Origin of the sequence: Dactylosporangium aurantiacum (genome assembly GCF_000716715.1) — a bacterium.
In the GTDB taxonomy this organism is placed as follows: Bacteria; Actinomycetota; Actinomycetes; order Mycobacteriales; family Micromonosporaceae; genus Dactylosporangium; species Dactylosporangium aurantiacum.
The window spans coordinates 64,769-89,844 of record NZ_JNYJ01000034.1 but is presented as its reverse complement, the minus strand read 5'-3'; the positions used below and the strand labels follow the sequence as shown (position 1 = coordinate 89,844).

The window sequence follows — 25,076 nt, the reverse complement described above, 5'->3', positions numbered from 1 at the left end:
TCCACACCCTCACCACCAGCACCTGAATGAGGGGACGGCGCTTCGCGCCGCCCCCTCATTCAGCAACCCAACCCCACCACCGAAAACGCAACAGGCTCCTTACCGTACACCTTCGACCACGAGCCCCGGACGGGCTCGATCGTGGTGGTGAAGGCGCATCGCAGTGCGTGGGTGCCGGAGCCGGTGGCGGTGCGGGTGAGCCGGTGCACGTTCCTGGAGCGGGGGGCGTTCGCGGGGACGACGCCGGTGCTGGCACAGGCGTTCCACGTCGCCGGGCTCGACTACGGCTGGCACCGAGGGGTCCGACGGGACGTGCCCGACGCGGCAGCCGGCGGCCGGCGGTGAGCGGCGTCGGGCGGATGGTCCGCTACAACTGGCCGACGTACGCCGTGGCCGCCGCGGCGCTGCTGCTCGTCGCGGTCCTTCCGTGGCCGTGGCCGTGGCGGCTGCTCGCGGTGCCGGGCGGCGGGTGCGTCGCGGTCAGCCTCGTCGCCACCTGGTGGGTGTACGACCACAGTCCCCTCTACGCCTGGCGCTGGGCGGTGGACCTGGTGCCGCCACCGCGGAGGTACGCCGTGGTGAGCACGGGGCTGGACGAGATCAGCGCGGCGCTGCGGCAGCTGCTGCCCGGTGCCGAGCCGACGGTGCTCGACTGCTACGACCCGGTCGTCATGACCGAGGGTTCTGTACGCCGGGCGCGCCGGATCAACCCGCCGCCGGACGGGGCGCTGCGGGCCGGGCCGGGTGCGTGGCCGGTCGACGGTGGCGGACAGGACGCGGTGTTCCTCGCGTTCGCGGCGCACGAGCTGCGGGTCCCGGCGCAGCGGCAGGCCCTGTTCGCCGAGGTCGCCCGAGTACTGCGGCCCGGCGGCCACCTGGTGCTGGTGGAGCACTGCCGGGGGCCGGCGACGGTGGCCGCGTACGGGCCCGGTGCCTGGCACTTCTACCCGCGCGGGGAGTGGCTGCGGCTGGCCCGCGGGGCGCGGCTCACGCCGGCCGGCGAGGCCGGCATGACCCCGCTGGTCCGGGCGCTGGTGTTCCAGCGGTGACCGGGCTGCTGGCGGTGGAGGTGCAGCTGCGGCTGGTCGGCGCGGTGCTCGTCGGGCTCGGCGTCGGGCACGTGGCGTTGCCGAGGGTGCTGGCGTGGCGGCCGCAGTTCGCCGGGTTGCGGCCGTTGACCCGGCAGGTGTTGTACACGCACACCTTCTTCATCGGTGTGATGTGTGTGCTGCTCGGGCTCGCGCCGCTGCTGCTGGCCGCGGACCTGCTGGCGCCCGGGCGGGTGCCGGCGGCGGTGCTCGGCGCCGAGTGCGTGTTCTGGGGGCTGCGGTGGGGTGCGCAGTTCGTCGCGTTCCCGCCGGCGACGTGGCGCGGGTCCAGGCTGCACCGGGCCGGGTACGCCGGGTTCACGCTGCTGTGGACGTGGATCGTCGCCGTGTTCGCGGCGGCCCTGCTGACCCGCTGACGGCCCGACCGGCCAAGCCGCGCGGCGCCCGCGCCGCCGGACGCGCAGCGGCATTGTTCACACGCTGACGGCAGGTCGCCGGGGGCCGGTGCGGCGCCGGGCGTGGTACAACGACGCGGTGACGGCAACGACGCTGTTCCAGCGCACCAGTGGACCCCCCGGCGCGCCGGTCCTGCTGCTCGGCGGTTCGCTGGGCAGCAACCTCGACATGTGGCGCCCCCAGCTGCCCGCGCTCGCCGACCTGCGGGTGGTGCGTTTCGACCACCGCGGCCACGGTGCCTCGCCGGCGCCGCCCGGGCCGTACCGCATGGAGGACCTGGGCCGCGACGTGCTGGCGCTGCTGGACCGGCTCGGGATCGCGAAGGCCTCCTACTGCGGGCTGTCGCTGGGCGGGATGGTCGGCATGTGGCTGGCCGCCAACGCGCCCGAGCGGATCGAGAAGCTGGTGCTGATCTGCACGGCGGCGCACCTGCCGCCCGCCGAGGGGTGGGCGGCCCGGGCGGAGCAGGTCCGCTCCGCCGGGATGGGCAGCATCGCCGACGCGGTCCTCGGCCGCTGGTTCACGCCCCGGTTCCGGGCGGCGCTGCCGGCGAAGGTCGCGCCGTACCGGGCGATGATCGCGGCGTGCCCGGCGGAGGGGTACGCCGGCTGCTGCGAGGCGATCGGCGGCATGGACCTGCGCGACGAGCTGCCCCGGATCACGGCGCCGACGCTGGTCATCGCCGGCGCCGACGACCCGGCGACGCCGCCGGAGCACGGTGAGCGCATCCACGCGGGGATCGCCGGCAGCCGCCTCGTGGTGCTGCCGGGCGCCGCCCACCTCGCCAACGTCGAGCAGGCCGACGCGATCGCCCAGCTCATCCACGACCACGTCCGTGTCTGACAGCGGCCGCGCGCACCGCGACGTGCTCGACCACGTCCTGGCCGTGGTCGCCGCCGACCCCGTCGGCGACGACCTGGTGCTGCGCGGCAGCATGACCATGCCGGCGTGGGTCGGTGGCCGGGCCCGCCCGCCGGCGGACCTGGACTGGGTGGTCCGGCCCGCGTCCGTGGCCGGGGTCGACCGCCGCGACCCGTACCCGTACCTGGACCGGATCGACCCGGTGCAGTACTGGCCGGAGGCGACCCAGGGCGCCGGCCGGGCGCAGCCGGAGGCGTTCCTGGACGAGGAGACCGGCGGGGTGCGGGCGAAGCTCCCACCGGAGGGGCTGCGCTGGATGGACGCCGAGGAGGTCGGTCCGGACGACCCGCAGGAGCAGCCGCACGTGCGGGTGCTGGAGCTGCTGGAGCGGCACCCGCGCACGCCGGGCGGCGCGGTCCTCGACGTCGCCGGCGCGCAACCCGACCGCGACTGGGACTACGCCGGGATCCACCGCGAAGACGACGGCGACGACGACGGCCGCGGCACGCAGGCCGGGGCGAGGGTGCTGGTGCCGTGGCGGGCCGGCGACCTGACCGGCACCGTGCAGCTGGACTTCTCGTTCGACGAGCCGCTGCCGGAGCCGCCGGTGCTCACCGCGGTCCCGCGCGGCGCCGGTGGTGTGCCGACGGTGGCGTGGACGGCGAGCCGGGCCCTGTCACTGCTGTGGAAGCTGCAGTGGATCGACGACGACCAGCGGCGCGAGGGCGACGCCCGCGGCAAGGACGTGTACGACGCGGTGCTGCTCGCCGAGCTGGACGTCACCCTGCCGCCGCGGCTGCGCAGGCTGCTGCCGGCGCTGGACCCGGCGGCGGTGCGGGCGATGCGCGTCGACTGGTCCAGCCATCCGGTCCACGACCCGGACAGCTGGCTGGACCGCCTCGCCTGGGCGGTCCAGCACCACTGCGGTGGCTACGAGACGGACCGGTAGACGTCCAGGGTCTGCTGGGCGATCGCCGACCAGGAGAAGTGGTCCAGGGCGCGCTGGCGGCCGGCGCGGCCGAGCTCGGCGGCCCGGGCCGGCTCCTCCAGCAGCTCGTTCATGGCGTCGGCCAGGTCCGCGACGAAGCGGGCCTCGTCCAGCGGGGTGCCGGAGCCGTCGGTGACCTGCTCGATCGGCACCAGCAGGCCGGTCTCCCGGTCGGCGACGACCTCGGGGATGCCGCCGGTGGCGGTGGCGACGACCGCGGTCTGGCAGGCCATCGCCTCGAGGTTGACGATGCCCATCGGCTCGTAGATGGACGGGCAGACGAACAGGGTGGCGTGGGTGAGGACCTGGATGACCTCGCGTTTGGGCAGCATCTCCTGGACCCAGACGACACCGGAGCGGGTGGCGCGCAGGTCCTCGGCGAGGGCGGTGACCTCCGCGGCGATCTCCGGGGTGTCGGGGGCGCCGGCGAGCAGGACCAGCTGCACGTCGGCGGGGAGCCGGCGGGCGGCGCGCAGCAGGTACGGCAGCCCCTTCTGGCGGGTGATCCGGCCGACGTAGACGACGCTGGGCCGGTGCGGGTCGACGCCGAGCCGGTCCAGTACGTCGGTGGCGGGGTCCGGGGCGTACTGCTCGGTGTCGATGCCGTTGTAGATGACGTGGACGCGGTCCGCCTCGACGCGGGGGTACGCCTTGAGCACGTCGGCCTTCATGCCGGCGGAGACGGCGACGACGGCGTCGGCGGCCTCGATCGCGGTGCGCTCGCACCAGGAGGAGAGGGCGTAGCCGCCGCCGAGCTGGTCGGCCTTCCAGGGGCGCAGCGGCTCGAGGCTGTGGCTGGTGATGACGTGCGGGACGCCGTGCAGCAGCTTGGCGGTGTGGCCGGCGAAGTTCGCGTACCAGGTGTGGCTGTGCACCAGGTCGGTGCCGGCGGCGCCGGCGGCCATCTCCAGGTCGACGCCCATGGTCCGCAGCGCGGCGTTGGCCCCGGCGAGCCCCGACGGGTCCTGGTAGCCCACCACCCCGGCCTCGGTGCGTGGCGCGCCGAAACAGTGCACGCGCACGTCCAGCGGCAACCGGCGCAGCTCCCGCGCCAGGTATTCGATGTGGACGCCGGCGCCGCCGTAGACGTCGGGGGGATACTCTCGAGTGAGCAGGTCTACACGCACACCCAAACAGTAATCGGTTTCCGGCTCCGCCGGGCCGGCGCCCGCCGGTTGTGGAGGGGGCTGCGCCACCTCACCCCGGCGTGCCGCGCGATCTCGGCAGTTCGTCTGGCGCAACACGCCGGACACGTTTAGCGTCTCGACCATGGCCGCCAAAAAAGTCCTCGCGATCGTCCTCGCCGGCGGCGAGGGCAAGCGATTGATGCCCTTGACCGCTGACCGGGCGAAGCCGGCCGTGCCGTTCGGCGGCATCTACCGCCTGATCGACTTCGTGCTGTCCAACCTGGCCAACGGCGGCTACCTGAAGATGGTCGTGCTGACCCAGTACAAGTCGCACTCGCTGGACCGGCACGTGACCAAGACGTGGCGGATGTCGACGCTGCTGGGCAACTACGTGACGCCGGTGCCGGCGCAGCAGCGGCTCGGGCCGCGCTGGTTCGCCGGGTCCGCGGACGCGATCTACCAGAGCCTGAACCTCATCAACGACGAGCGGCCCGACTACGTGATCGTGTTCGGCGCGGACCACATCTACCGGATGGACCCGGAGCAGATGATGCGCCAGCACATCGAGTCGGGGGCGTCGGTGACGGTCGCCGGGATCCGCCAGCCGCTGTCCAGCGCCGACCAGTTCGGGGTCATCGAGGTCGCCGACGACGGGCGGCGGATCTCCGCGTTCCGGGAGAAGCCGCGCGACGCCAAGGGGCTGCCGGACGCGCCCGACGAGATCTTCGCGTCGATGGGCAACTACATCTTCACCACCGGCGCGCTGATCGAGGCGGTCACCCGCGACGCGCAGGACCCGACGAGCAAGCACGACATGGGCGGCAACATCATCCCGTACTTCGTCGACAAGCACGAGGCGGCCGTCTACGACTTCAGCAACAACGTGGTGCCCGGCAGCTCTGACCGGGACAAGGGCTACTGGCGCGACGTCGGGACCCTCGACTCGTTCTACGAGGCCAACATGGACCTGATCGCGGTCCAGCCGGTGTTCAACCTGTACAACTTCGAGTGGCCGATCTACACGGGCAACAGCCCGTGGCCGCCGGCGAAGTTCGTGCACGGCTGGGGTGAGCGGGTCGGCCGGGCGGTCGGCTCGATGATCTCCCCCGGTGCGGTGATCTCCGGTGCGCTGGTGGAGAACTCGGTGGTGTCGCCGAACGTGAAGGTCCACTCGTGGGCGCACGTCGAGGGGTCGGTGCTCATGGAGGGCGTCGACATCGGGCGGCACGCCGTGGTCCGCAACGCGATCCTGGACAAGAACGTGATCGTGCCCGAGGGGGCGGAGATCGGCGTCGACCTGGAGAAGGACCGGACCCGGTACACGGTCTCCGAGGGCGGGATCGTGGTCATCGGCAAGGGTCAACGCATCGAGCTCTAGCAAGACGACGCTAACGCTGCCAACGCCGCGCCGATTCGATACGGTGGGGATCATGGGTACCCCGACGCCCGAAGCCACAGTGTCTGCCATCGCCGCCGACGACACCGCGCCCGCCATCGCCCGCACCGACACCGAGACCGCGCTCGCCAGCGACGACCCGGTGGAGGTCGCCGACTCGCCCGCCGGCACGTGGCAGGCGGCCGCCGGGCCGGGTGCCGCGGCGGGCGCCGGCCCCGGCGTGCCGCTCGAGGACCGGTTCCCGATCGAGCAGGTGACGCCGCAGGTGGAGGGCGGCCGGTTCCCGGCGAAGGCCGTCGTCGGTGAGCTGGTGCCGGTGACCGCGGTCGCCTACCGCGAGGGCCACGCGATGATGGGCTGCAACGTGGTCCTCATCGGCCCGGACGGCCGGGAGGGCCCGTTCAGCCGGATGACGCCGGGCGCGCCGGGCACCGACCGCTGGCACGGCACGATGCGGCCCGACGCGGTCGGCGCGTGGACGTTCGCGGTCGAGGCGTTCTCCGACCCGTACCTGACGTGGCACGACGCGGTCACCAAGAAGATCGGCGCCGGGCAGGGCCTGCAGGAGCTGGGCAACGACCTGGCGGAGGGCGCGGCGCTGCTCAACCAGGCGGCGACCGGCGTACCGGCGGCGGAGCGGCCCCGGGTCACGGGCGCGGCGCAGGCCCTCGCGGACACGTCGATCCCGTTGTTCGCGCGGATCTCCCCGGCGCTGGGGCTGACCGACGTGCTGTGGCGGTATCCGGTGCGCCAGCACGTGACCCGTTCCCGGGAGCTGCCGCTCTGGTGCGACCGGCAGCGGGCGCTGTTCTCCGCCTGGTACGAGTTCTTCCCGCGCTCGGAGGGTGCCGTCGTCGACGAGCACGGCAAGCCGGTGCGGCACGGCACGTTCGCCACGGCGACGCCGCGGCTGCGGCAGGTCGCCGACATGGGCTTCGACGTGGTGTACCTGCCGCCGGTCCACCCGATCGGCCGGGTCAACCGGAAGGGGCCGAACAACACCCTCGTCGCCGGGCCGCAGGACGTGGGCTCGCCGTGGGCGATCGGCGCCGAGGAGGGCGGGCACGACGCGATCCACCCGGACCTCGGCACGCTGGAGGACTTCCGGGCGTTCGTCGTCGCCGCGCACGACGCCGGTGTGGAGATCGCGATGGACCTGGCGTTGCAGTGCGCGCCGGACCACCCGTGGGTCACCGAGCACCCGGAGTGGTTCACCACCCGGGCCGACGGTTCGATCGCCTACGCGGAGAACCCGCCGAAGAAGTACCAGGACATCTACCCGCTGAACTTCGACAACGACCCGCGGGGCATCCGCGACGAGATCCTGCGGGTAGTGCTGCACTGGGTCGCGCAGGGCGTGAAGATCTTCCGGGTCGACAACCCGCACACCAAGCCCGTCGGGTTCTGGCACTGGATCATCAACGAGGTCAAGTCCGTCGATCCGGACGTGCTGTTCCTGGCCGAGGCGTTCACCCGGCCGGCGATGATGCACGGGCTGGGCAAGCACGGGTTCACGCAGTCCTACACGTACTTCACGTGGCGGGTGCAGGCGTGGGAGCTGCGCGAGTACGTGCAGGAGCTGATCGAGGCCGCGGACTACATGCGGCCCAACTTCTGGCCGAACACGCCGGACATCCTGCCGGAGCACCTGCAGCACGGCGGCCCGCCGATGTTCAAGATCCGGGCGGTGCTGGCGAGCCTGCTCAGCCCGTCGTGGGGCATGTACGCGGGCTTCGAGCTGTTCGAGCACCTGCACCGGCCCGGCTCCGAGGAGTACCTCGACAACGAGAAGTACCAGCTGCGCCCGCGGGACTGGGCCGCCGCCGAGGCCGCCGGGGAGTCCCTGGCGCCGTACCTGACGCGACTCAACCAGGTGCGGCGGGACAATCCGGCGCTGCACTGGCTGCGCAACACCGTCTTCCACGGCATCGACAACGAGCAGCTGCTGTGTTTCTCGAAGCGGGACCCGGACAGCGACAACGTCGTGCTCGTGGTGGTTTCGCTTGATTCGTACAACGTCCAGTGGGGTAACACCACGTTGGACATGCCCGCGCTCGGTTTCGACTGGCACGAGCGGTTCACGGTGCGCGACGAGCTCACCGGTGCGACCTTCGACTGGGGACAGCACAACGCGGTCCGGCTCGACCCCCTGTACGAGCCGGCGCACGTGTTCACGGTGCACCGTCACCGGTAACAAGCAAGGTAGGTGGCAGCATGACGGATCCGGTCGAGGGCACCCACGTTCACGACGGGACGGTCGAGCATCCCTCGGCCAGCGACTTCGGCAACGCCCGGATCCTGCCGGCGGACGAGACGTGGTACCAGCGCGCGGTGTTCTACGAGGTGCTGGTCCGCGCGTTCGCCGACTCCAACGCCGACGGCTCCGGCGACCTGCAGGGGCTCATCGGCCAGCTCGACTACCTGCAGTGGCTCGGCGTGGACTGTCTCTGGCTGCCGCCGTTCTACGACTCGCCGCTGCGCGACGGCGGCTACGACATCCGCGACTTCTACAAGGTGCTGCCGGACTTCGGCACGGTCGAGGACTTCGTGGAGCTGCTGGACGCGGCGCACAAGCGCGGCATCCGCGTCATCACCGACCTGGTCATGAACCACACGTCGGACTCGCACCTGTGGTTCCAGGAGTCGCGGCGGGACCCGACCGGCCCGTACGGCGACTACTACGTGTGGAGCGACGACAACACCGGCTACGCCGACGCGCGGATCATCTTCGTGGACACGGAGGAGTCGAACTGGACGTTCGACCCGGTGCGCCGGCAGTTCTACTGGCACCGGTTCTTCCACCACCAGCCGGACCTCAACTACGAGAACCCTGAGGTCCAGCGGGAGATGCTGGACGTGCTGCGGTTCTGGCTCGGCCTGGGCATCGACGGGTTCCGGCTCGACGCGGTGCCGTACCTGTTCGAGGACGAGGGCACCAACTGCGAGAACCTGCCGGCGACGCACGAGTTCCTGCGCCGCTGCCGCAAGGTCATCGACGACGAGTTCCCGGGCCGGGTGCTGCTCGCCGAGGCCAACCAGTGGCCGGCGGACGTGGTGCAGTACTTCGGCGACGGCGACGAGTGCCACATGGCGTTCCACTTCCCGCTGATGCCGCGCATCTTCATGGCGGTGCGGCGCGAGTCGCGGTTCCCGATCTCGGAGATCCTCGCGCACACCCCGCCGATCCCGGCGAACTGCCAGTGGGGCATCTTCCTGCGCAACCACGACGAGCTGACCCTGGAGATGGTCACCGACGAGGAACGCGACTACATGTACGCGGAGTACGCCAAGGACCCGCGGATGCGCGCGAACGTCGGCATCCGGCGGCGGCTGGCGCCGCTGCTGGAGAACGACCGTAACCAGATCGAGCTGTTCACCGCGCTGCTGCTGTCGCTGCCGGGGTCGCCGGTGCTGTACTACGGCGACGAGATCGGCATGGGCGACAACATCTGGCTCGGCGACCGCGACGGGGTGCGGACCCCGATGCAGTGGACCCCGGACCGCAACGCCGGTTTCTCCCAGGCGAACCCGGGACGGCTGTACCTGCCGGCGATTCAGGATCCGGTGTACGGGTACCAGTCGATCAACGTCGAGGCGCAGAAGGAGAGCTCGACGTCGCTGCTGAACTGGACGCGGACCATGCTCGGGGTGCGCCGGCGGCACGAGGCGTTCGCCGTCGGCACGTTCCGGGAGCTCGGCGGGTCGAACCCGTCGGTGCTGGCGTACGTGCGCGTCCACGAGGACGACGTGGTGCTGTGCGTGAACAACCTGTCGCGGTTCCCGCAGCCGATCGAGCTGAACCTGCAGCAGTGGGCCGGTTGGACCCCGATCGAGCTCACCGGACACGTCCAGTTCCCGAACATCGGCCAACTGCCCTACCTGCTCACGTTGCCCGGCCACGGCTTCTACTGGTTCCAGCTGTGCGGCCCGCCGGCTGAGCAGAGCTGAGGAGAGAGCTTCGTCATGACGTCCCTGCCGTTCACCGACTGGCTGCCGCATCAGCGGTGGTACGCGGGCCGGAACCGCGTCCTGACCGACGTCCGCCCGGCGGTCGTCACCCCGCTGCCCGACCAGGTCGACCACGTGCTGCTCGACGCGCACTACGAGGACGGCGGCACCGAGCGCTACCAGGTGTTCGTGGGGTGGGACCTCAATGTCATCTCGGAGCTGGCGGCCGCGGCGCTGATCGGCGCCGACGAGGACCGCACCGGCTCCGACGCGCTCTACGACGAGCAGGCCGCGCAGCGGCTCCTCGGGCTGATCGACACCGGCGCGACCGTCGAGGGCATCCGGTTCGTGCCGGAGCCTGGCGTGGCGCTGCCGGTGCAGGCACCGGCGCGGGTCGTGGACGCCGAGCAGAGCAACACCAGCGTGGTGTTCGACAGCGCCGCGATCCTGAAGATCTTCCGCCGGGTGACGCCCGGCATCAACCCGGACCTGGAGCTCAACCGGGTCCTCGCCCGGGCCGGCTGCCCGAACGTGGCGCGGCTGCTCGGCGCGATCGAGAGCACCGACGCCGACGGGGCCCCGGTCACCCTGGCGATGGTCACCGAGTACGCGCAGAACTCCGCGGAGGGCTGGGCGATGGCGGCGACCAGCGCCCGGGACCTGTTCGCCGAGCACGACCTGAACCCGGAGGAGGTCGGCGGCGACTTCGCCGCCGAGTCGTGGCGGCTCGGCGAGGCGGTCGCGCACGTGCACCGCACCCTCGCCGTGGAGCTCGGCACGTCGGACGCGCCGTCGCCGGCCGAGGCGATGCTGGAGCGGCTGGAGGCCGCGGTGCGGGCGGTGCCGCAGCTGGCCGGCGTCGTGCCGGGCGCGCAGGCGATCATCCGCAACGCCGGCGACGACCCGATCAAGGTCCAGCGCATCCACGGCGACCTGCACCTCGGCCAGGTGCTGCGCACCCCCGAGTCGTGGCTGCTCATCGACTTCGAAGGCGAGCCGGGGGTACCGGTGGAGCTGCGCCGCCGGCCCGACTCGGTGCTGCGCGACGTGGCCGGGATGCTGCGCTCCTACGAGTACGCGGCGTATCAGCTGCTCGTCGGCGAGGAGGACGACGAGGCCCTCGCCGAGCGGGCCCGGCAGTGGGTCGACCGTAACCGCGCCGCGTTCTGCGACGGCTATGCTGCGGCCGCCGGCTACGACCCCCGCGAGGACCAGGCGTTGCTGTGCGCGTACGAGCTGGACAAGGCGGTCTACGAGAGCGCCTACGAGGCCCGGCACCGGCCGACCTGGCTGCGGATCCCCCTGCAGTCCATCGAGCGGCTGGTCAAGGGCTCGTTGACGGAACCCAGGTGACGGAGCTTATGAACCTCGACGACCTCATCGCCGGCCGGTCGCACGACCCGCACGGCGTCCTCGGCGCCCACCCCGTCGGTGGCGCCGACGCGGACAGCACCGTCATCCGGGCGCTGCGCCGCGGCGCCGGCACCGTCACCGTCGTCGCCGACGACGAGCGCCACCCGATGCGTCAGGTCCACGGCGACGGCATCTTCGAGGTGGAGCTGCCGGGAATCGTCACCGACTACCGCATCGACGCCGACGGGGTGCTGACCGACGACCCGTACCGGCACCTGCCGACCGTCGGCGAGCTCGACCTGCACCTGATCCGGGAGGGCCGGCACGAGCGGCTGTGGACGGTCCTCGGCGCGCAGACCCGCCCCGGCGGGGTCGCGTTCGCGGTGTGGGCGCCGAACGCGCGCGGGGTCCGGGTCATCGGCGACTTCACCGGCTGGGGGCCGCACGACGGCTGGCCGATGCGGTCGCTGGGCAGCAGCGGCGTGTGGGAGCTGTTCGTGCCGGGCGCGCAGCCGGGCCAGCGGTACAAGTACCGGCTGCTGACCCCCGACGACGGCTGGGTCGAGAAGGCCGACCCGCTCGCCCAGCACACGGAGGTGCCGCCGGCGACCGCGTCGGTGGTGTACCGCTCCAGCTACGACTGGAAGGACGCCGACTGGCTCGCCCAGCGCGCCGAGCGGCGCAACCACGAGGCGCCGGTCAGCGTGTACGAGGTGCATCTCGGCTCGTGGCGGCCCGGGCTGTCCTATGTGGAGCTCGCCGACCAGCTGACCGAGTACGTCAGCGACATGGGCTTCACCCACGTGGAGTTCCTGCCGGTGATGGAGCACCCGTTCGGCGGCTCCTGGGGCTACCAGGTCACCGGCTACTACGCGCCGACGGCCCGGTTCGGCAGCCCCGACGAGTTCCGGTACCTGGTGGACCGGCTGCACCAGGCGAACATCGGGGTCATCCTCGACTGGGTGCCGGCGCACTTCCCGAAGGACGCCTGGGCCCTCGCGCGCTTCGACGGCACGCCGCTGTACGAGCACGGCGACTGGCGCCGCGGCGAGCACCCCGACTGGGGCACCCTGATCTTCGACTTCGGCCGGTCCGAGGTCCGCAACTTCCTCGTCGCCAACGCCCTGTACTGGTGCGAGGAGTTCCACGCCGACGCCCTGCGGGTCGACGCCGTCGCCTCCATGCTGTACCTCGACTACTCCCGTGAACACGGGCAGTGGGCGCCGAACCAGTACGGCGGCCGGGAGAACCTCGACGCGATCTCGTTCCTGCAGGAGGCGAACGCGACCGTCTACAAGCACCACCCGGGGATCATGATGATCGCCGAGGAGTCCACGGCGTGGCTCGGCGTGACCCGCCCCACCGACTCCGGCGGTCTCGGCTTCGGCTTCAAGTGGAACATGGGCTGGATGCACGACACCCTGACCTACGTCGCCAAGGACCCGGTGTACCGGCAGTACCACCACAACCAGATGACGTTCGCCACGGTGTACGCGTGGAGCGAGAACTACGTGCTGCCGATCAGCCACGACGAGGTCGTGCACGGCAAGGGCTCGCTCGTCGGCAAGATGCCCGGCGACCTGTGGAAGAAGCTCGCCACCACCCGCGCGCTGCTGGCGTACATGTGGTCGTTCCCCGGCAAGCAGCTGCTGTTCATGGGCTGCGAGCTCGGCGACGAGCAGGAGTGGAGCGAGGAACGCGGGCTGGACTGGGGGCTGCTGCACGACCCGGGCCGTGCCGGCCTGCAGCGCCTCGTGCGGGACCTCAACGCCGTCTACCACCGCACCCCGGCGCTGTGGAGTCAGGACGTGACGCCCGACGGCTTCCGCTGGATCAACAACGAGGACTCCGGCGGCAACGTCTTCTCCTACCTGCGCTGGGGCGCCGACGGTTCCGCGGTCGCGGTCGTGGTCAACTTCGCCGCGCACCCGCACGAGGGGTACCGCATCGGGCTGCCGTTCACCGGCCGCTGGTCGGAGATCCTCAACACCGACGCCGACACCTACGGCGGCTCGGGCGTGGGCAACCTCGGCGCGGTCGACGCGGACGCCGTGCCGTGCAACGGGCTGCCGGCCTCCGCGCAGCTGCGGGTGCCGCCGCTCGGCGCGCTCTGGCTCAAGCTCGGCTGACCAGCGTCTCCACCGTGTCCCGGCGGGCCCCACGGCCGGCCGGGACACGGCCGTGCGCGCCCGGGAACCGCGCACCGTGACCGCGGTGGCCCGCGGCGGCCCGGAGAGGGGTGCGCCACATTCCCGGGCGAAGGGGCGCCGGACGGTGCCGCGCGTGCTGCACAATGACCCGCGGACTGGTCACAGGTAGATCACGTTCACTGGGGGCCGCCAACCGCGCGGCGTGGGGGAAGCGTCGGAGGGTGTGTGAGCCCAACTCTCGGCGGGGTGACGGGGCCCGCCCAGCGGGCGACCCTGCCCACGATCCCGCGTCAACGTGACCGAGCCCACGGCGCCGCCGCACCGGCCGCGCCTCCGAGCCGGAAGGTCCGCCTCGCGACCGCCGGCGCCGTCGCCGCCGGGGTGGCGGTGCTGCTGCTGGGCTACCTGCGCATGGCGGCCGCGACCCCGACCAACAGCGACGCGGCCGCGAACGCGTTGCAGGCGTGGGACCTGCTGCACGGCGACGTGCTGCTGCGCGGTTGGACGCTCAGCGACGTGTCGTTCTTCCCCACGGAGCTCGTCCAGTACGCGCTGATCGAGGTCTTCCTCGGCCTGGACAGCAACGTCGTGCACGTCGCGTCGGCGACCACGTACCTGCTGCTGATCGTGTTCGCGTCGCTGGTCGCCAAGGGTGACGCGACCGGGCGCGCGGCGTGGGCGCGGGTCGCGGTGGTCGTGGCGACCCTGCTGGTGCCGCAGCCGCACGGCGGCTGGGCGGTCGTGCTCTACGCGCCGGACCACACCGGGACCGCGGTGCCGCTGCTGCTCGCGTGGCTCATCGCCGACCGGCGCGGCGGCCCGCCGCTGCGCCGGTGGTGGCCCGTCGGCGTGCTGCTCGTCCTCGCGGTCGCGCAGATGGCCGACCCGCTCGCCATGTTCGTCGGCGCCGTGCCGCTGCTGCTGGTCAGCGCCGCGCGGCTGGTGAAGGCCCGCACGTGGCGCGGCCCGGACGCGCTGCTGCTGCTCGCCGCGGCCGGCTCGACGGCGCTCGCGCACGGCGCCCTCGCGCTGATCTGGTGGGCCGGCGGTTTCTCCGTGCACTCCCCCGTCGCCGAGTTCAGCCCGGTCGCCGAGCTCGGCGACCACGTGGTGACGGCGGTGACCGCGACCGCGCACAACTACGGCGCCTACCTGCCCGACCTCGACGGCCCCGTCGCGCTCGCCGCCGGCGTCGTCAACCTGGCGCTGCTGCTGCTCGCCACCGCCGCCGCCGGCGCGACCGTCGCCAGGTTCCTCCGCCGGGGCGGCGACGGCGACCGGGTCGCCGAGGTCATGACGGCCGCGATCCTGGTCAACCTCGCCGCGTTCATCGCCTCCACCCAGGCCGGCGACATGGGCAGCGCCCGGCAGATCGTCACCGTCCTGCCGTTCGGCGCGGCCCTCGCCGGCCGGGTCTGGGGTGACCGGGTGCTCACCGCGGGCCCGGCGGCGCGGCGGGTCCTGGCGGCCGCGGGCGTGGTGCTCGTCGTCGCGTTCGCAGGGCAGACGGTGTCGGCGAAGCCGCAGCCGCCCGAGGCGAGCGCGGTCGCCGACTACCTCGTCGCCCACGACCTGCGCTACGGCCTCGGCAGCTACTGGGGCTCCAACAACATCACCGTGGCCAGCGGCGGGCGGACCCGCGTGGCGCCGGTCATCGGCCCGGACGTGCGCTCGTTCCGGTGGGAGTCCGACGCCGACTGGTACGACGCCGCCCGGCACGACGCGCGGTTCCTCGTCGTGGACCTGCAGCACCCCCGTTACGGCACCGTCGAGGGCGCGGTCACCCAGTTCGGCCCGCCGGTCGAGCGGCACGACTTCGGCCGCTGGGCGCTGCTGGTCTACGACCACAACCTGCTCGTCGGCCTGCCGGCGCAGTGCGGCGGGCTCGCGGCCGCCACCCACACGCACTGCCCGCCCCTCGCCCCGAAACTTCCCGGCGCCGGCCTGCTCGAGTAGCGGCGCCCGCGACCCGGCCGGCGGTGTGCCCCCGCGGCGCCGCCGGCCCGGCTGTCGGGCGGCCGACAGGCCTACGCTGTCGGGCATGACGATCGAGTTCTCCGAAACGGTGCCCGTCGGCGCCCCGGCCGAGGTGGTCGGCCGCATCATGTGCGACGTGGCGCAGTGGCCGCGCTGGACGGCCTCGGTGTCCACAGTGGAGCGCTCCGGGACGGGCCCGCTGCGCGTCGGCGAGACCGTCGTGGTCAAGCAGCCGAAGCTGCCGCCGTCGACGTGGACCGTGACGAAGGTCGGCCCGACCGGGTTCGAGTGGACGTCGCGCTCGCCCGGCATCCGCAACGTCGCCGGGCACTGGGCCACCGACGCCGGCGACGGCACCTGCACCGCGGCGCTCACGCTGTCCTTCGCCGGCCCCCTGGCCCGCCCGACCCTGCTGTTCTACTCGGGCCTGGTCCGGCGGTACATGGCGATGGAGGGCGAAGGGCTGCGCGCCGAGGCGACCCGGACCGGCTGACCCGGCCGTCCCCGGACACCGTCAGCGGGCCGAAAGTTTCGAGGGTATTTCGTCTATGCTTCGGGAGGTGTACGGTCCCTGATCAGGACAGTGCGTGGCCGAAACTTTCGAAATGCCGCGCCGGTGACGGGAGGGTGCGGCATGGTGACGAAGCGGCCGACCATGGCGGAGATCGCCCGCGAGGCGAACGTGGCCATCTCGACCGTGTCGAAGGTGCTCAACGGGCACACCGACGTCTCCGTCGCCACCCGCAAACACATCGAGCAGCTGCTCGCCGACCGCGGCTACCAGCGCCCGCACGCCTCCCGCCGGCCCGGCCGCCGCAGCGACCTCGTCGACCTGGTCATCAACGAGCTGGACAGCGTCTGGGGCCTGTCGATCCTCACCGGCGTCGAGGAGGTCGTCGAGGCCGCCGGCCTGGGCCTGGTCGTGTCGTCCGTGCACAACCGGGAGAGCCTCACCCGGCGGTGGCTGGAGTCGCTGCTGGCCCGCGGCTCGCAGGGGGCGATCCTGGTGCTGTCCGAGCTCAGCGAGCACCAGCGGGCCGAGCTGTCGCGCCGCAGCATGCCGTTCGTGGTCGTCGACGGGGTCAGCCAGCCGCCGCCGGACGTGCCGTCGATCGGCGCGACCAACTTCGCCGGCGGCTACGCGGCCACCGAGCACCTCGTCGGGCTCGGGCACCGGCGCATCGCCGCGATCGGCGGGCCGGAGCAGCTGCAGTGCACCCGCGCCCGCATCGCCGGCTACCGCGCGGCGCTGGAGTCCGCGGGGCTCGTCGCCGACCGGCACCTGGTGCGGTACGGAAACTTTCACCACGACGGCGGGCTGCGGGCGATGGCCGGCTTCCTGGCCCTGCCCGACCCGCCGACCGCGATCTTCGCCGGCAGCGACCAGCAGGCGACCGGCGTCTACGAGGCGCTGCGGCAGGCCGGGCGCAGCGTGCCGCACGACGTGAGCGTGGTCGGCTTCGACGACCTCAACTTCGCCGAGTGGACGGCGCCGCCGCTGACCACGGTCCGCCAGCCGCTGCACGAGATGGGGGTCGCCGCCGCCCGCACCCTGCTGCGCATCATCGCCGGCGAGCGGATCGAGTCGACCCGCATCGAGCTGGCCACCAGGCTCGTGGTCCGGGAGAGCACGGCCGCGCCGGCGCTGCTGCCGCTGTAACCGCCGTCATGGGAAACGGGGCTGACGCCCACGCCCGGTGAGCGGGAGGATGGCGGCATGGGCAAGGTGTACGAACGTATCGACGGCCGGCTGCGCACCTTCATCGAGGCGCAGCACATCTTCTTCACCGCGACCGCACCGCTGTCCGGCGACGGCACCGTGAACCTGTCCCCGAAAGGGCTCACCGGGTCGTTCGCCGTGCTCGACGAGCACACCGTGGCATACCTCGACTTCGCCGGCAGCAACGCCGAGACGATCGCGCACCTGCGCGAGAACGGGCGGATCACGCTCATGTGGTGCGCGTTCGACGGGCCGCCCAACATCGTGCGGGTGCACGGCCGCGGCGAGCCGGTGTTCCGCGACGACCCGCGCTGGGCGCAGCTGATGCCGCACTTCCCGGGCATCGACACCACCCAGCACGGGCTGCGCGCGATCATCGTCGTGCACGCCGAGCTGATTCGCGACACGTGCGGCTACGCGGTGCCGTTCATGACGTACGACGCCGACCGCGACCTGCACGCCAAGCGCTTCGCCCGGGAGGACGACGCGTCACTGGACCGCTACTTCGCCGGCAAGGAGCACGTCGCCACCAGCCTCGACGGGCTGCCCGGCCTGCCGCTGCCGCTGCCGCCGACACCCGCCGGGTGACAGGTTCCGGTTGCGGACAGAAACTGGCCGCAACCCTGGGCAGGATGGTGTCCATCAGTCCCGCGGAGAAGGGTCACCGCCATGCCAGGTAACGTGCCACCGGTCGCCGACGAGCGCTCAGGGCTGCTCGCCTTCCTGGACCAGCAGCGGCAGGGCGTGCGCAACGCCGCCTACGGCCTCACCGACGAGCAGGCCCGGCTCGCGCCGACCGCGAGCAGCCTCACCGTCGGCGGCCTGGTCAAGCACCTCGCCCAGATGGAGCGCAACTGGGTGTCGATCATGCTGCGGGAGCCCGGTCAGGCCGTCGACTACGAGGACGGTTTCCGCCTCCGCGAGGACGAGACCCTCGCCGAGGTCCTCGCCGACTACGCGAAGGCCGCCGAGGAGACCGCCGCGGCGGTCGCCGGGATCGAGGACATGGGCCGGCCCGTGCCGGTGCCGAAGGGCGTGCCGTGGTTCCCCGACGACGTCGAGCACTGGTCGGTGCGCTGGGTGCTGCTGCACCTCATCGAGGAGACCGCCCGCCACGCCGGGCACGCCGACATCGTCAGGGAGGGCGTCGACGGCGCCACCTGCTGGCCGCTGATGGCCGCCGCCGAGGGCTGGCCGGCGACGCCATGGGTGCAGCCCTGGCAACCCGCCACCGCCGGGGAGCGGCCCGCCTAGCCTGGAGGGCATGGCCGTCCCCGTCCCGGTGACGCTCGCCGCCGCGGCGCTCGCCGCGAGCGGCGCCGCGGCGCTCGCCGGCACGCCCCCGGACCCCGGCGTCGCGGGCACCCCAGGCACCTCAGGCGTCACGGCCGGCGCGGCGCCGGGCGGCCCGCCGGGAGCTTCCGGCGGCGCGGCGGCGTCGCCGTCGATGGCGCCGCCGTCGCCGGGCGCGTCACCGTTCGCCTCGGGCGCGGCCTGGTCCGCGGTGAACTGCGCCGAGGTGCCGCTGCGGGTCGGCGGGCTGGTGCCCACCGACGCGGGCGGTCTCCTCGTCCCGCCCGGCGCCACCACCGTCACCCGGTGCGAGACACCCCTGGCCGCGACCCGGCCCGGCCGCCCCGCGCCCGGCACGACCACGCCACCCGGCACGGGCACGGCCGCGCCGCCGGGCACCGGCGCGGCCGTGCCGAGGGTGCTCACCACCGGCGTCGACCGCCTCACCGCGGTCCTCAACGCGCTGCCGCCCGTCGCGGCGGACCAGGCGTGCCTGCCGATCACGTGGCCGGTCCAGCTCAGCCTGGTGTTCACGTACCAGGGGCAGCCGCCCGTCGCGGTGCTCGTCGACCCGACCTGCTCGGCGCTGATCGCCGGCGACCGGGCCCGGTCGTCCACGACGCTGAACCCGCTGCCGGTCTTCGACGCCCTCTACGCGGCGCAGCCGGCCCCGCCCTGACCCGTCAGACGTCGACCCAGGCGTCCAGCCCGCTCGGCGAGACGCAGTGCACCCGGCCGCCGGGGTGCAGGGCCGGGTCGGCGGCGTAGCGGGCGGCCAGCTCGTCCTCCGCCGCGGCGTCACCCGCGTCGGCGGCGACGAGGCGCTGCGCGACCCAGTCGGCGAGGTCCTCGTCCATCGACCCCCACTCGTCCCACAGCAGCAGCTCGTCGCGCTGGCGGTGGGCCAGCTCGTGGCGGACCTGGTCGAGCAGGAAGCGATGGCCGCGGTACGGCCCGACCGGGTCCGCACCGAAGTTGTCGGGGTCGATCTCCTCGCGGCGGTGCGCGGTCCACGCCTCGGCGGCGGTGATGAACCGGCGCACGTCGAACGGGTCGACGTCGCCGGTGCCCGGGTCGAGCTGGGCGTCGACGCGGACCCAGCGCTCGCCGTTCCAGTACTCGGCCACCACGTGGTCGTAGTGGAACGCGTCGCCGAAGTAGCCGGCGAAGCCGATGCGGGTACGGGCGGCGACCCGGCGGTGGCGCAGCGTGGCGACGGTCAGCAGGGCGAAGTCGCGGGCGCAGCCGACCACCCGGGACTTCGGCTCGCGGGGCGCGCCGAGCGGGCGGGTGTGCCGGGACCGGTCCACGGTCAGGATCCGCGACACCCACCGCGAGTCGACCTCGGCAAGTCGTTCGCCCACAAAGGACAGGCCCTGCGCGTAGTAGTGCACGATCACGTTGCGCACCACGCCGACCAGGCCGGGAACGTCCGTCGGCACCCTGTCGAGCAGCGCCGCGTGCGGTCCCGGGTCACTGTAGGCGGACTGCGACCGGTACCGATCGACCATGCGCCTCAATGTACCGTCACCGGATGCGCATCGACGTTCGCGGGTTGACCTTCGACGTGCGTGCCGGCGGCCCCGCCGACGGCGACCCGGTCCTGCTGCTGCACGGGTTTCCGCAGGACAGCCGGGAGTGGGACGGGATCACCGGCGGGCTGCACGACGCCGGCCTGCGCACGTTCGCCCTGGACCAGCGCGGCTACTCCCCCGGTGCCCGGCCGGCGGGCAGCGCCGCGTACCGGATGGCCGAGACCGTCGCCGACGCCGTCGCCGTCCTCGACGCGCTGGGGCTGCCGGACGCGCACGTCGTCGGGCACGACTGGGGTGCCGTGGTCGCGTGGCACGTCGCGGCCCGCCACCCGGACCGGGTGCGCACGCTGACCGCCGTGTCCGTGCCGCACCCCCTGGCCTACGCGACCTCGGTCAAGAAGGATCCCGCCCAGGCGGTCCGGTCGGCCTACATGCTGTTCTTCCGCACCCCGTGGCTGCCGGAGAAGGTGCTGTCCGCCCGCGGCGGGGCGCTGCTGCGGCGCATCGCGGGCGGCAACCCGACGCTGCCGCCGGACTCCCTGACCGGCGCCCTCAACTGGTACCGGTCGGCCTCCGGCCACGACCTCAAGGGCATCGGACCGGTCACCGTGCCGACCACGTACGTCTGGAGCGACCGGGACGTGGCGATCTCCGGTCACGCCGCCCGGCGGTGCGCGGCGCACGTGACCGGAGACTACCGGTTCGTGACCCTGGAGGGCGTCAGCCACTGGATCCCCGACGAGGCGCCGGACCGGCTCCTCGATGCGGTCCTGGCCCGGGTCAGCCCCCGTCGACCGCGGTGAAGGGCCGCAGCGGCTGCTTCGCCGTGACGGCGGGCACCGTCGTGCGGCTGATGACGTCGAACATGGTCCGGCCCAGCACGGCGTGCGCCTCGACCGCGGGGTGGGTCGCGCCGTAGTTGTCCAGGTCGCCGAGGCCCTCCGCGAACAGCCCGTACACCAGCGCCGGGGCGCCGTCGGCGCCGAACATGACGCCGGCCTCGTGCCGGGACGCGCCGAGGGTGTTGAAGTCCTGGCCGTACTTCGACGCGACCCGGCTGCGCTCCTCGGAGGACATGTTGCGCCGGATGCCGTCGTGGTAGCCGTTGATCCAGCGCAGGATGCCCAGCAGGAAGTCGCAGGACGCCGGGCTCAGCAGCGTCTTCGTGGCCAGCCGCCACAGCAGGTCGTGGATCTCGCGCGGGGTGGTGTCGCCGAGGAAGAACCGGTTCGGGTTGGCGACCGGCTCGACCCGGGTGTGCACGAACCCCTTCGAGGCGAGGATCTCGTTGATCTCCAGGGCGGGTACGACCCGGCCGCACATGCGTACCGCGGTGTTGTCCGACACCAGCAGCATCGCGGTGAGGAAGTTGGCGACGGTGATCTCGTCGCCCCACACGGTGTGCAGGAAGTAGATGCCGGTGCCGCCGAGGATGATGTCGGCCCGCAGGTCGAGCTTCTGGCCGAGGGACAGCTCGCCGCGGTCGATCTTGTCCATGACGGCGGTGGCCACGGCGAGCTTCTGCACGCTGTAGCCCTTGGTGACGTGGTCGGCGTCGTCCTGCACGACGGGCTGCGGCACCCCGGCCGCGTCGACCAGGGCGATGTGGGAGTGCCAGGTGCCGCCGGCCCTGGCCTTCTGCCGCTCGTAGACGCGGCGGATCCGCTCGGCGGGCGGCAGCGAGCGCTCGGCGGACGGCGCCGCCGCGGCCGGGGAGCCGACGATGGGGACGGCGGCGGCACCGGCGCCGAGCGCGATGGCGGCGCGGCGGGTGAGCTGGTTCGTCATGTTCCGGACGCTAACCACGCGCCATGACCGATTCAAGATGACAAATCCCATCTGCCGCGCTTGCAACGTCGCGGCGCCCTGCGGCGTCTGCCTTGTAGCGTTTTCGCATGGACATCGTCGCGGACATCGTCCCGGATCTGGCCGAGGCGCTGCAGCCGATCACGTTCACCGACCGCGGCGCCGAGGAGGTCACCGCGCTCATCGTGGACGCGGTCGTGGCGTGGGGCGAGGCGCGGGGGTGGCGCAGCTACCGCCGGGCGGCGAGCGTCGTGCGGCTGCCCGCGCCGTACGAGCGGCAGCACTCCGTCGTCGACGTCGCGTTCGCCCGGCCGGACGGGCCGCCGGTGGTGGTCGAGGTCGACCACGGCGACCGGCGGCGCACGGTCGACAAGCTCGCCGCGGAGGCCGGCGCCGGGCGCGTCGCGGTGTGGGTGCGGTGGGGCCACGGCCGGCTCGCCGCCCCCGACGGGGTGCACCTGGTGGCGCTGCCGGTGACGGCGCGGACCGGACCCGGCAGCCAGCAGCGGCGGTACTCCCGGGAGCGGGACCGCCCGGCGCCGCGGCACAGCTCGGGCGGCGGGACCTACACGGCGGAGGAGCTCGACCCGGACACCGCGCTGGTGCTGCGCGCCTACGCCGCGTTCGCCCGGGGTGACATCGACGCCGCGGTGCGGGACCTGGCGCCCGACGTGGACTGGGTCGAGCCGGACGAGTTCCCCGGCGGCGGGCACCATCGCGGCCCGGCCGCGGTCGCGGCGTACCTGCGCGCCTCCTACGAGGGGTGGGCGGAGCTGCACTCGGAGCCGGTCGCGCACCGCCGCGGCGAGCAGATCGTCGTGGTGCACCACGTGTGGGGGGTACTGCGCGACGGCAGCCACGCCGAGGCGACGGTCGCCGACGTGTTCACCGTCGAGGACGGCAGGGTCGTGCTGATGATGGCCTACGCGGACCCGGCCGACGCATTCAGGTGAGCGTGCGCGCGCCGGCCGGCGCGGTCAGGGCGTGCGCGCGCCGGTCGGCGCGTTCGGGTGGGCGTGCGCGACCCGGCCCTTGCCGCCGGTCTTCGCCGCGTACATGGCGACGTCGGCGTCGTGCATGAGGGCGTCGATCGGCGCGTCGCCGTCCCACAGCGACACCCCGATGCTCGCCTGCGGGGTGATCGTGGCGCCGTGGTGGCCGGTGGGCACCTGCAGCGCGGTGAGGAGCCGGTCGGCGACGGCGTCGACGGCCTCGCGGGAGTCCATGCCGTCCAGCAGCACCGCGAACTCGTCGCCGCCGAGGCGGGCCACGGTGTCGCAGGGGCGCACCCCGGCGAGGAGCCGCTCGGCGACGACGGTGAGCAGGTGGTCGCCGGCGACGTGCCCGTGCGCGTCGTTGACCTGTTTGAACCCGTCGAGGTCGACGAGCAGGATCGCCACCGGCAGCCCGGCCAGGGCGTTGCCGCGGGCGGCGGCGAGCCGCTCGCGCAGCAGGGCCCGGTTCGCCAGGCCGGTGAGCCCGTCGTGGGACGCGCGGTGGTGCACCTCCTCGAACGCGGTGCGCAGCACGCCGAGGGTCTCGTTGAGGGACCGGCCCATCTGGCCCACCTCGTCGTCGCGGTCCAGCTCGACGCGGCGGCTCAGGTCGCCGCGGGCCACCCGGGCGAGGACGTCGACGACCTCGCGCAGCGGCCGGGAGATGGTGCGCGCGGCGAGCACCGACAGCAGCACGGCGGTGATCGCGCCGACGCCGAGCAGCACGCCCGTGAGCTGGGCGGTGCGCACGCTGTTGGCCCGGGTACGGCGGGCGCCCTCGGCGACGGCGTCGACGAGCTGGTCCAGGAAGCCGCTCGCGCGGTCCTTGACGGCACGGGCGATGGCCTCGGAGCGCACCAGCACGGCCGAGGCGGCTCTGCGCTGGTCGCCGGCGCGGGCGGCGGCCAGCGCGTCGTCGCGGGCGGTGCGCCACACGGTGATGGTCGCGGCGAACGCGCGCAGGCGCTCGTGCTCGGCGGCGGGCAGACCGATGCGGGTGAGCGCCTCGACGTCGGTGTCGATGGCCTCGTCGGTCTCGGCGATGACCGTGGCGTACGAATCGCGGTAGAAGCCGGGCTCGGACAGGATGTAGGACAGCACGGACTCCTGCTGGGCGCCGACGGCGGAGCGCACGGCGGTCATCCGGGCGAGGGCCACGACGTTGACGCGGTACTCGCGGTCCTGCTCGGCGACGAGGCGGCGCAGGTTGAGCAGGCCGACGACGCCGGACGCGGTGAAGATCGCCGTGACGACGAGCGACACGCTGATGATCTTCGTGGCGATCCGGCGGTCACCCGCCCAGCGCCGCATCCGCTGGTACACACCGCAGACATCGGCCCGGCGCGGCGGAAGCTAAGCGGGCCGCCGGGGCCGGGCACGTCCGACGCGGTGCAACGCGGTTGCCGTCGCGGTCCTCCGGGGGTCATCCGCAGCGGTCGGTCGTCCGGTTGGACGGCAGGGGCCGTTCGGGTTGGACATTTCCGGCGATACACGGATCCAGGCGGGCAATGGTGGCTGTGAATGATTTCACGCCCGCCAACGTCCGGCGGGGCGAGTGGTTAGCGTCGCCCACGGCCCTCATGACGGCCGCGCACCATTTCGTCCGTTACGCCCGGTACTTCGGGGCCCGGCCGGCTACCACAGCGGCAGGCATCCCCGAGACACGCATGCGAGCACCGGGCCGACCATGGAGTCATCCTGAACGCACGCCAGCCGCTGCACCGCATCGCAGCCGGCACCACCGCCCTCGCCCTCACCGCCGTCTGGCTCGGACCTTCCGCGGCCGCGGCCCAACCGGCACCGAACGAGCTCAGCCTCGACCCGGCGGTCGCGATCGCCGACCAGGAGGCGCAGCTGGCCGCCTACGAGCACGCCGACAAGGCGTACCGGACCCTGCGGCTCACCGCCCGCAGCGCGCCGAGCGTCCCGGACGCCGACAGCCGCCCCGCGGCCGCGCCCCCCGCGGCATCGAAGCCGGCGACCACGAAGAAGCCGGCGCCGAAGAAGACCTCCGGCTCCAGCGGGTCCACCACCACCGTCAAGCCGCCGTCGGGCGCGGCCGGCACCGTGGTGTCCTTCGCCCTCGCCCAGGTCGGCAAGCGGTACGTGTACGCCACCTCCGGCCCCAACACGTACGACTGCAGCGGCCTGGTCGCCGCGGCGTACGCGAAGGTCGGCATCAAGCTGCCGCACCAGAGCGAGCAGATCGCCGCCAAGGGCCGGCGGGTGCCGTCCGGGCAGTGGATGCCCGGCGACGTCATCCACACCTCCGGCCACGTCGCCATCTACATCGGCGGCGGCAAGATGGTCGAGGCCGCCAACCCCAGCTCCGGCGTACGGGTCGCCCCGGTGCGCGGCGGCACGGCGTACCGGTTCCTGTAGCCCCTCGTTCCTGAGGGTTTCGGGCCCGCGTGTCCGAAAC

24 protein-coding genes are annotated in these 25,076 nt (G+C 73.1%); 19 read left to right on the top strand and 5 right to left on the bottom strand.

Features of this window, described 5'->3' with window-relative positions:
• Positions 1-171: 171 nt before the first annotated feature.
• The 5 genes from OP18_RS57825 (at position 172) to OP18_RS32630 (ending at position 3,315) form a co-directional block, all read left to right on the top strand.
• On the top strand, positions 172-345 hold the full coding sequence (locus OP18_RS57825) for a hypothetical protein (RefSeq protein ID WP_156089958.1): 174 nt from the start codon (positions 172-174) through the stop codon (positions 343-345).
• Positions 342-1,049, top strand: coding sequence for a class I SAM-dependent methyltransferase (locus OP18_RS62025; RefSeq protein ID WP_052387664.1), 708 nt, complete (start codon positions 342-344; stop codon positions 1,047-1,049). The genes OP18_RS57825 and OP18_RS62025 overlap by 4 nt, the downstream gene beginning before the upstream one ends.
• A complete protein-coding gene (locus tag OP18_RS62020; RefSeq protein WP_033362949.1) occupies positions 1,046-1,465 on the top strand; it encodes a hypothetical protein in 420 nt (139 codons plus the stop codon). Before OP18_RS62025 ends, OP18_RS62020 begins: the two co-directional genes overlap by 4 nt.
• A 118-nt stretch (positions 1,466-1,583) precedes the next feature.
• Positions 1,584-2,348 carry a 3-oxoadipate enol-lactonase gene (pcaD, locus tag OP18_RS32635; RefSeq protein WP_033362970.1) on the top strand — a complete coding sequence of 255 codons (765 nt, stop codon included), beginning with the start codon at positions 1,584-1,586 and terminating at the stop codon, positions 2,346-2,348.
• Positions 2,341-3,315, top strand: coding sequence for a nucleotidyl transferase AbiEii/AbiGii toxin family protein (locus tag OP18_RS32630; RefSeq protein ID WP_052387663.1), 975 nt, complete (start codon positions 2,341-2,343; stop codon positions 3,313-3,315). The genes pcaD and OP18_RS32630 overlap by 8 nt, the downstream gene beginning before the upstream one ends.
• Here OP18_RS32630 and glgA read toward each other — a convergent pair.
• Entirely contained in the window at positions 3,297-4,481 is a 1,185-nt protein-coding gene (gene glgA, locus OP18_RS32625) for a glycogen synthase (protein ID WP_033362948.1), read from the bottom strand. The genes OP18_RS32630 and glgA overlap by 19 nt on opposite strands.
• 142 nt (positions 4,482-4,623) lie before the next feature.
• On the opposite strand from glgA, the gene glgC reads away from it, so the two are divergent.
• From glgC to OP18_RS32570, 11 genes are all read left to right on the top strand, one after another.
• Positions 4,624-5,859, top strand: coding sequence for a glucose-1-phosphate adenylyltransferase (gene glgC / locus OP18_RS32620; RefSeq protein WP_033362947.1), 1,236 nt, complete (start codon positions 4,624-4,626; stop codon positions 5,857-5,859).
• A 52-nt stretch (positions 5,860-5,911) separates the two neighbouring features.
• Entirely contained in the window at positions 5,912-8,071 is a 2,160-nt protein-coding gene (locus tag OP18_RS32615) for an alpha-1,4-glucan--maltose-1-phosphate maltosyltransferase (RefSeq protein ID WP_211273742.1), read from the top strand.
• Between the two features lie 20 nt (positions 8,072-8,091).
• The gene (gene treS, locus OP18_RS32610; RefSeq protein ID WP_033362946.1) at positions 8,092-9,825 is read left to right on the top strand and encodes a maltose alpha-D-glucosyltransferase; all 1,734 of its coding nucleotides are present in this window, start codon (positions 8,092-8,094) and stop codon (positions 9,823-9,825) included.
• 15 nt (positions 9,826-9,840) lie between these two features.
• Positions 9,841-11,178 (top strand): maltokinase N-terminal cap-like domain-containing protein, encoded by a 1,338-nt coding sequence (locus OP18_RS32605; RefSeq protein ID WP_033362945.1) that lies wholly within the window; start codon positions 9,841-9,843, stop codon positions 11,176-11,178.
• 8 nt (positions 11,179-11,186) lie between these two features.
• Positions 11,187-13,307 carry a 1,4-alpha-glucan branching protein GlgB gene (gene glgB / locus OP18_RS32600; protein WP_033362944.1) on the top strand — a complete coding sequence of 707 codons (2,121 nt, stop codon included), beginning with the start codon at positions 11,187-11,189 and terminating at the stop codon, positions 13,305-13,307.
• 246 nt (positions 13,308-13,553) lie between these two features.
• On the top strand, positions 13,554-15,284 hold the full coding sequence (locus OP18_RS32595) for a hypothetical protein (protein ID WP_156089957.1): 1,731 nt from the start codon (positions 13,554-13,556) through the stop codon (positions 15,282-15,284).
• 85 nt (positions 15,285-15,369) lie between these two features.
• Positions 15,370-15,798, top strand: a complete 429-nt coding sequence (locus tag OP18_RS32590) for an SRPBCC family protein (RefSeq protein WP_052387662.1) — start codon at positions 15,370-15,372, stop codon at positions 15,796-15,798.
• A 141-nt stretch (positions 15,799-15,939) separates the two neighbouring features.
• Positions 15,940-16,965 (top strand): LacI family DNA-binding transcriptional regulator, encoded by a 1,026-nt coding sequence (locus tag OP18_RS32585; protein ID WP_033362942.1) that lies wholly within the window; start codon positions 15,940-15,942, stop codon positions 16,963-16,965.
• Positions 16,966-17,022: 57 nt separating this feature from the next.
• Positions 17,023-17,613 (top strand): pyridoxamine 5'-phosphate oxidase family protein, encoded by a 591-nt coding sequence (locus OP18_RS32580; RefSeq protein WP_033362941.1) that lies wholly within the window; start codon positions 17,023-17,025, stop codon positions 17,611-17,613.
• 81 nt (positions 17,614-17,694) lie between these two features.
• A complete protein-coding gene (locus tag OP18_RS32575; protein WP_033362940.1) occupies positions 17,695-18,279 on the top strand; it encodes a DinB family protein in 585 nt (194 codons plus the stop codon).
• Positions 18,280-18,289: 10 nt separating this feature from the next.
• Positions 18,290-18,997: a hypothetical protein gene (locus OP18_RS32570; protein WP_033362939.1), complete on the top strand. Its 708-nt coding sequence runs from the start codon at positions 18,290-18,292 to the stop codon at positions 18,995-18,997.
• Positions 18,998-19,001: 4 nt separating this feature from the next.
• Here the strand turns inward: OP18_RS32570 and OP18_RS32565 are convergent, their stop codons facing one another.
• On the bottom strand, positions 19,002-19,829 hold the full coding sequence (locus tag OP18_RS32565; RefSeq protein WP_033362938.1) for a transglutaminase domain-containing protein: 828 nt from the start codon (positions 19,827-19,829) through the stop codon (positions 19,002-19,004).
• A gap of 23 nt (positions 19,830-19,852) precedes the next feature.
• Here OP18_RS32565 and OP18_RS32560 point away from each other — a divergent pair, with 23 nt between their 5' ends.
• A complete protein-coding gene (locus OP18_RS32560) occupies positions 19,853-20,656 on the top strand; it encodes an alpha/beta fold hydrolase (RefSeq protein WP_033362966.1) in 804 nt (267 codons plus the stop codon).
• Here the strand turns inward: OP18_RS32560 and OP18_RS32555 are convergent.
• Positions 20,634-21,641 (bottom strand): serine hydrolase, encoded by a 1,008-nt coding sequence (locus OP18_RS32555; RefSeq protein ID WP_033362937.1) that lies wholly within the window; start codon positions 21,639-21,641, stop codon positions 20,634-20,636. The genes OP18_RS32560 and OP18_RS32555 overlap by 23 nt on opposite strands.
• Positions 21,642-21,748: 107 nt before the next feature.
• Here OP18_RS32555 and OP18_RS54530 point away from each other — a divergent pair, with 107 nt between their 5' ends.
• Positions 21,749-22,612 (top strand): nuclear transport factor 2 family protein, encoded by an 864-nt coding sequence (locus OP18_RS54530; protein ID WP_063745653.1) that lies wholly within the window; start codon positions 21,749-21,751, stop codon positions 22,610-22,612.
• Positions 22,613-22,636: 24 nt separating this feature from the next.
• On the opposite strand, the gene OP18_RS62015 is transcribed toward OP18_RS54530, so the two are convergent.
• On the bottom strand, positions 22,637-23,965 hold the full coding sequence (locus OP18_RS62015) for a diguanylate cyclase domain-containing protein (RefSeq protein ID WP_156089956.1): 1,329 nt from the start codon (positions 23,963-23,965) through the stop codon (positions 22,637-22,639).
• Positions 23,966-24,516: 551 nt separating this feature from the next.
• Positions 24,517-24,720 carry a hypothetical protein gene (locus OP18_RS58785; protein ID WP_033362935.1) on the bottom strand — a complete coding sequence of 68 codons (204 nt, stop codon included), beginning with the start codon at positions 24,718-24,720 and terminating at the stop codon, positions 24,517-24,519.
• A gap of 1 nt (position 24,721) precedes the next feature.
• On the opposite strand from OP18_RS58785, the gene OP18_RS58780 reads away from it, so the two are divergent.
• On the top strand, positions 24,722-25,036 hold the full coding sequence (locus OP18_RS58780; protein WP_052387660.1) for a C40 family peptidase: 315 nt from the start codon (positions 24,722-24,724) through the stop codon (positions 25,034-25,036).
• Positions 25,037-25,076 lie beyond the last annotated feature (40 nt).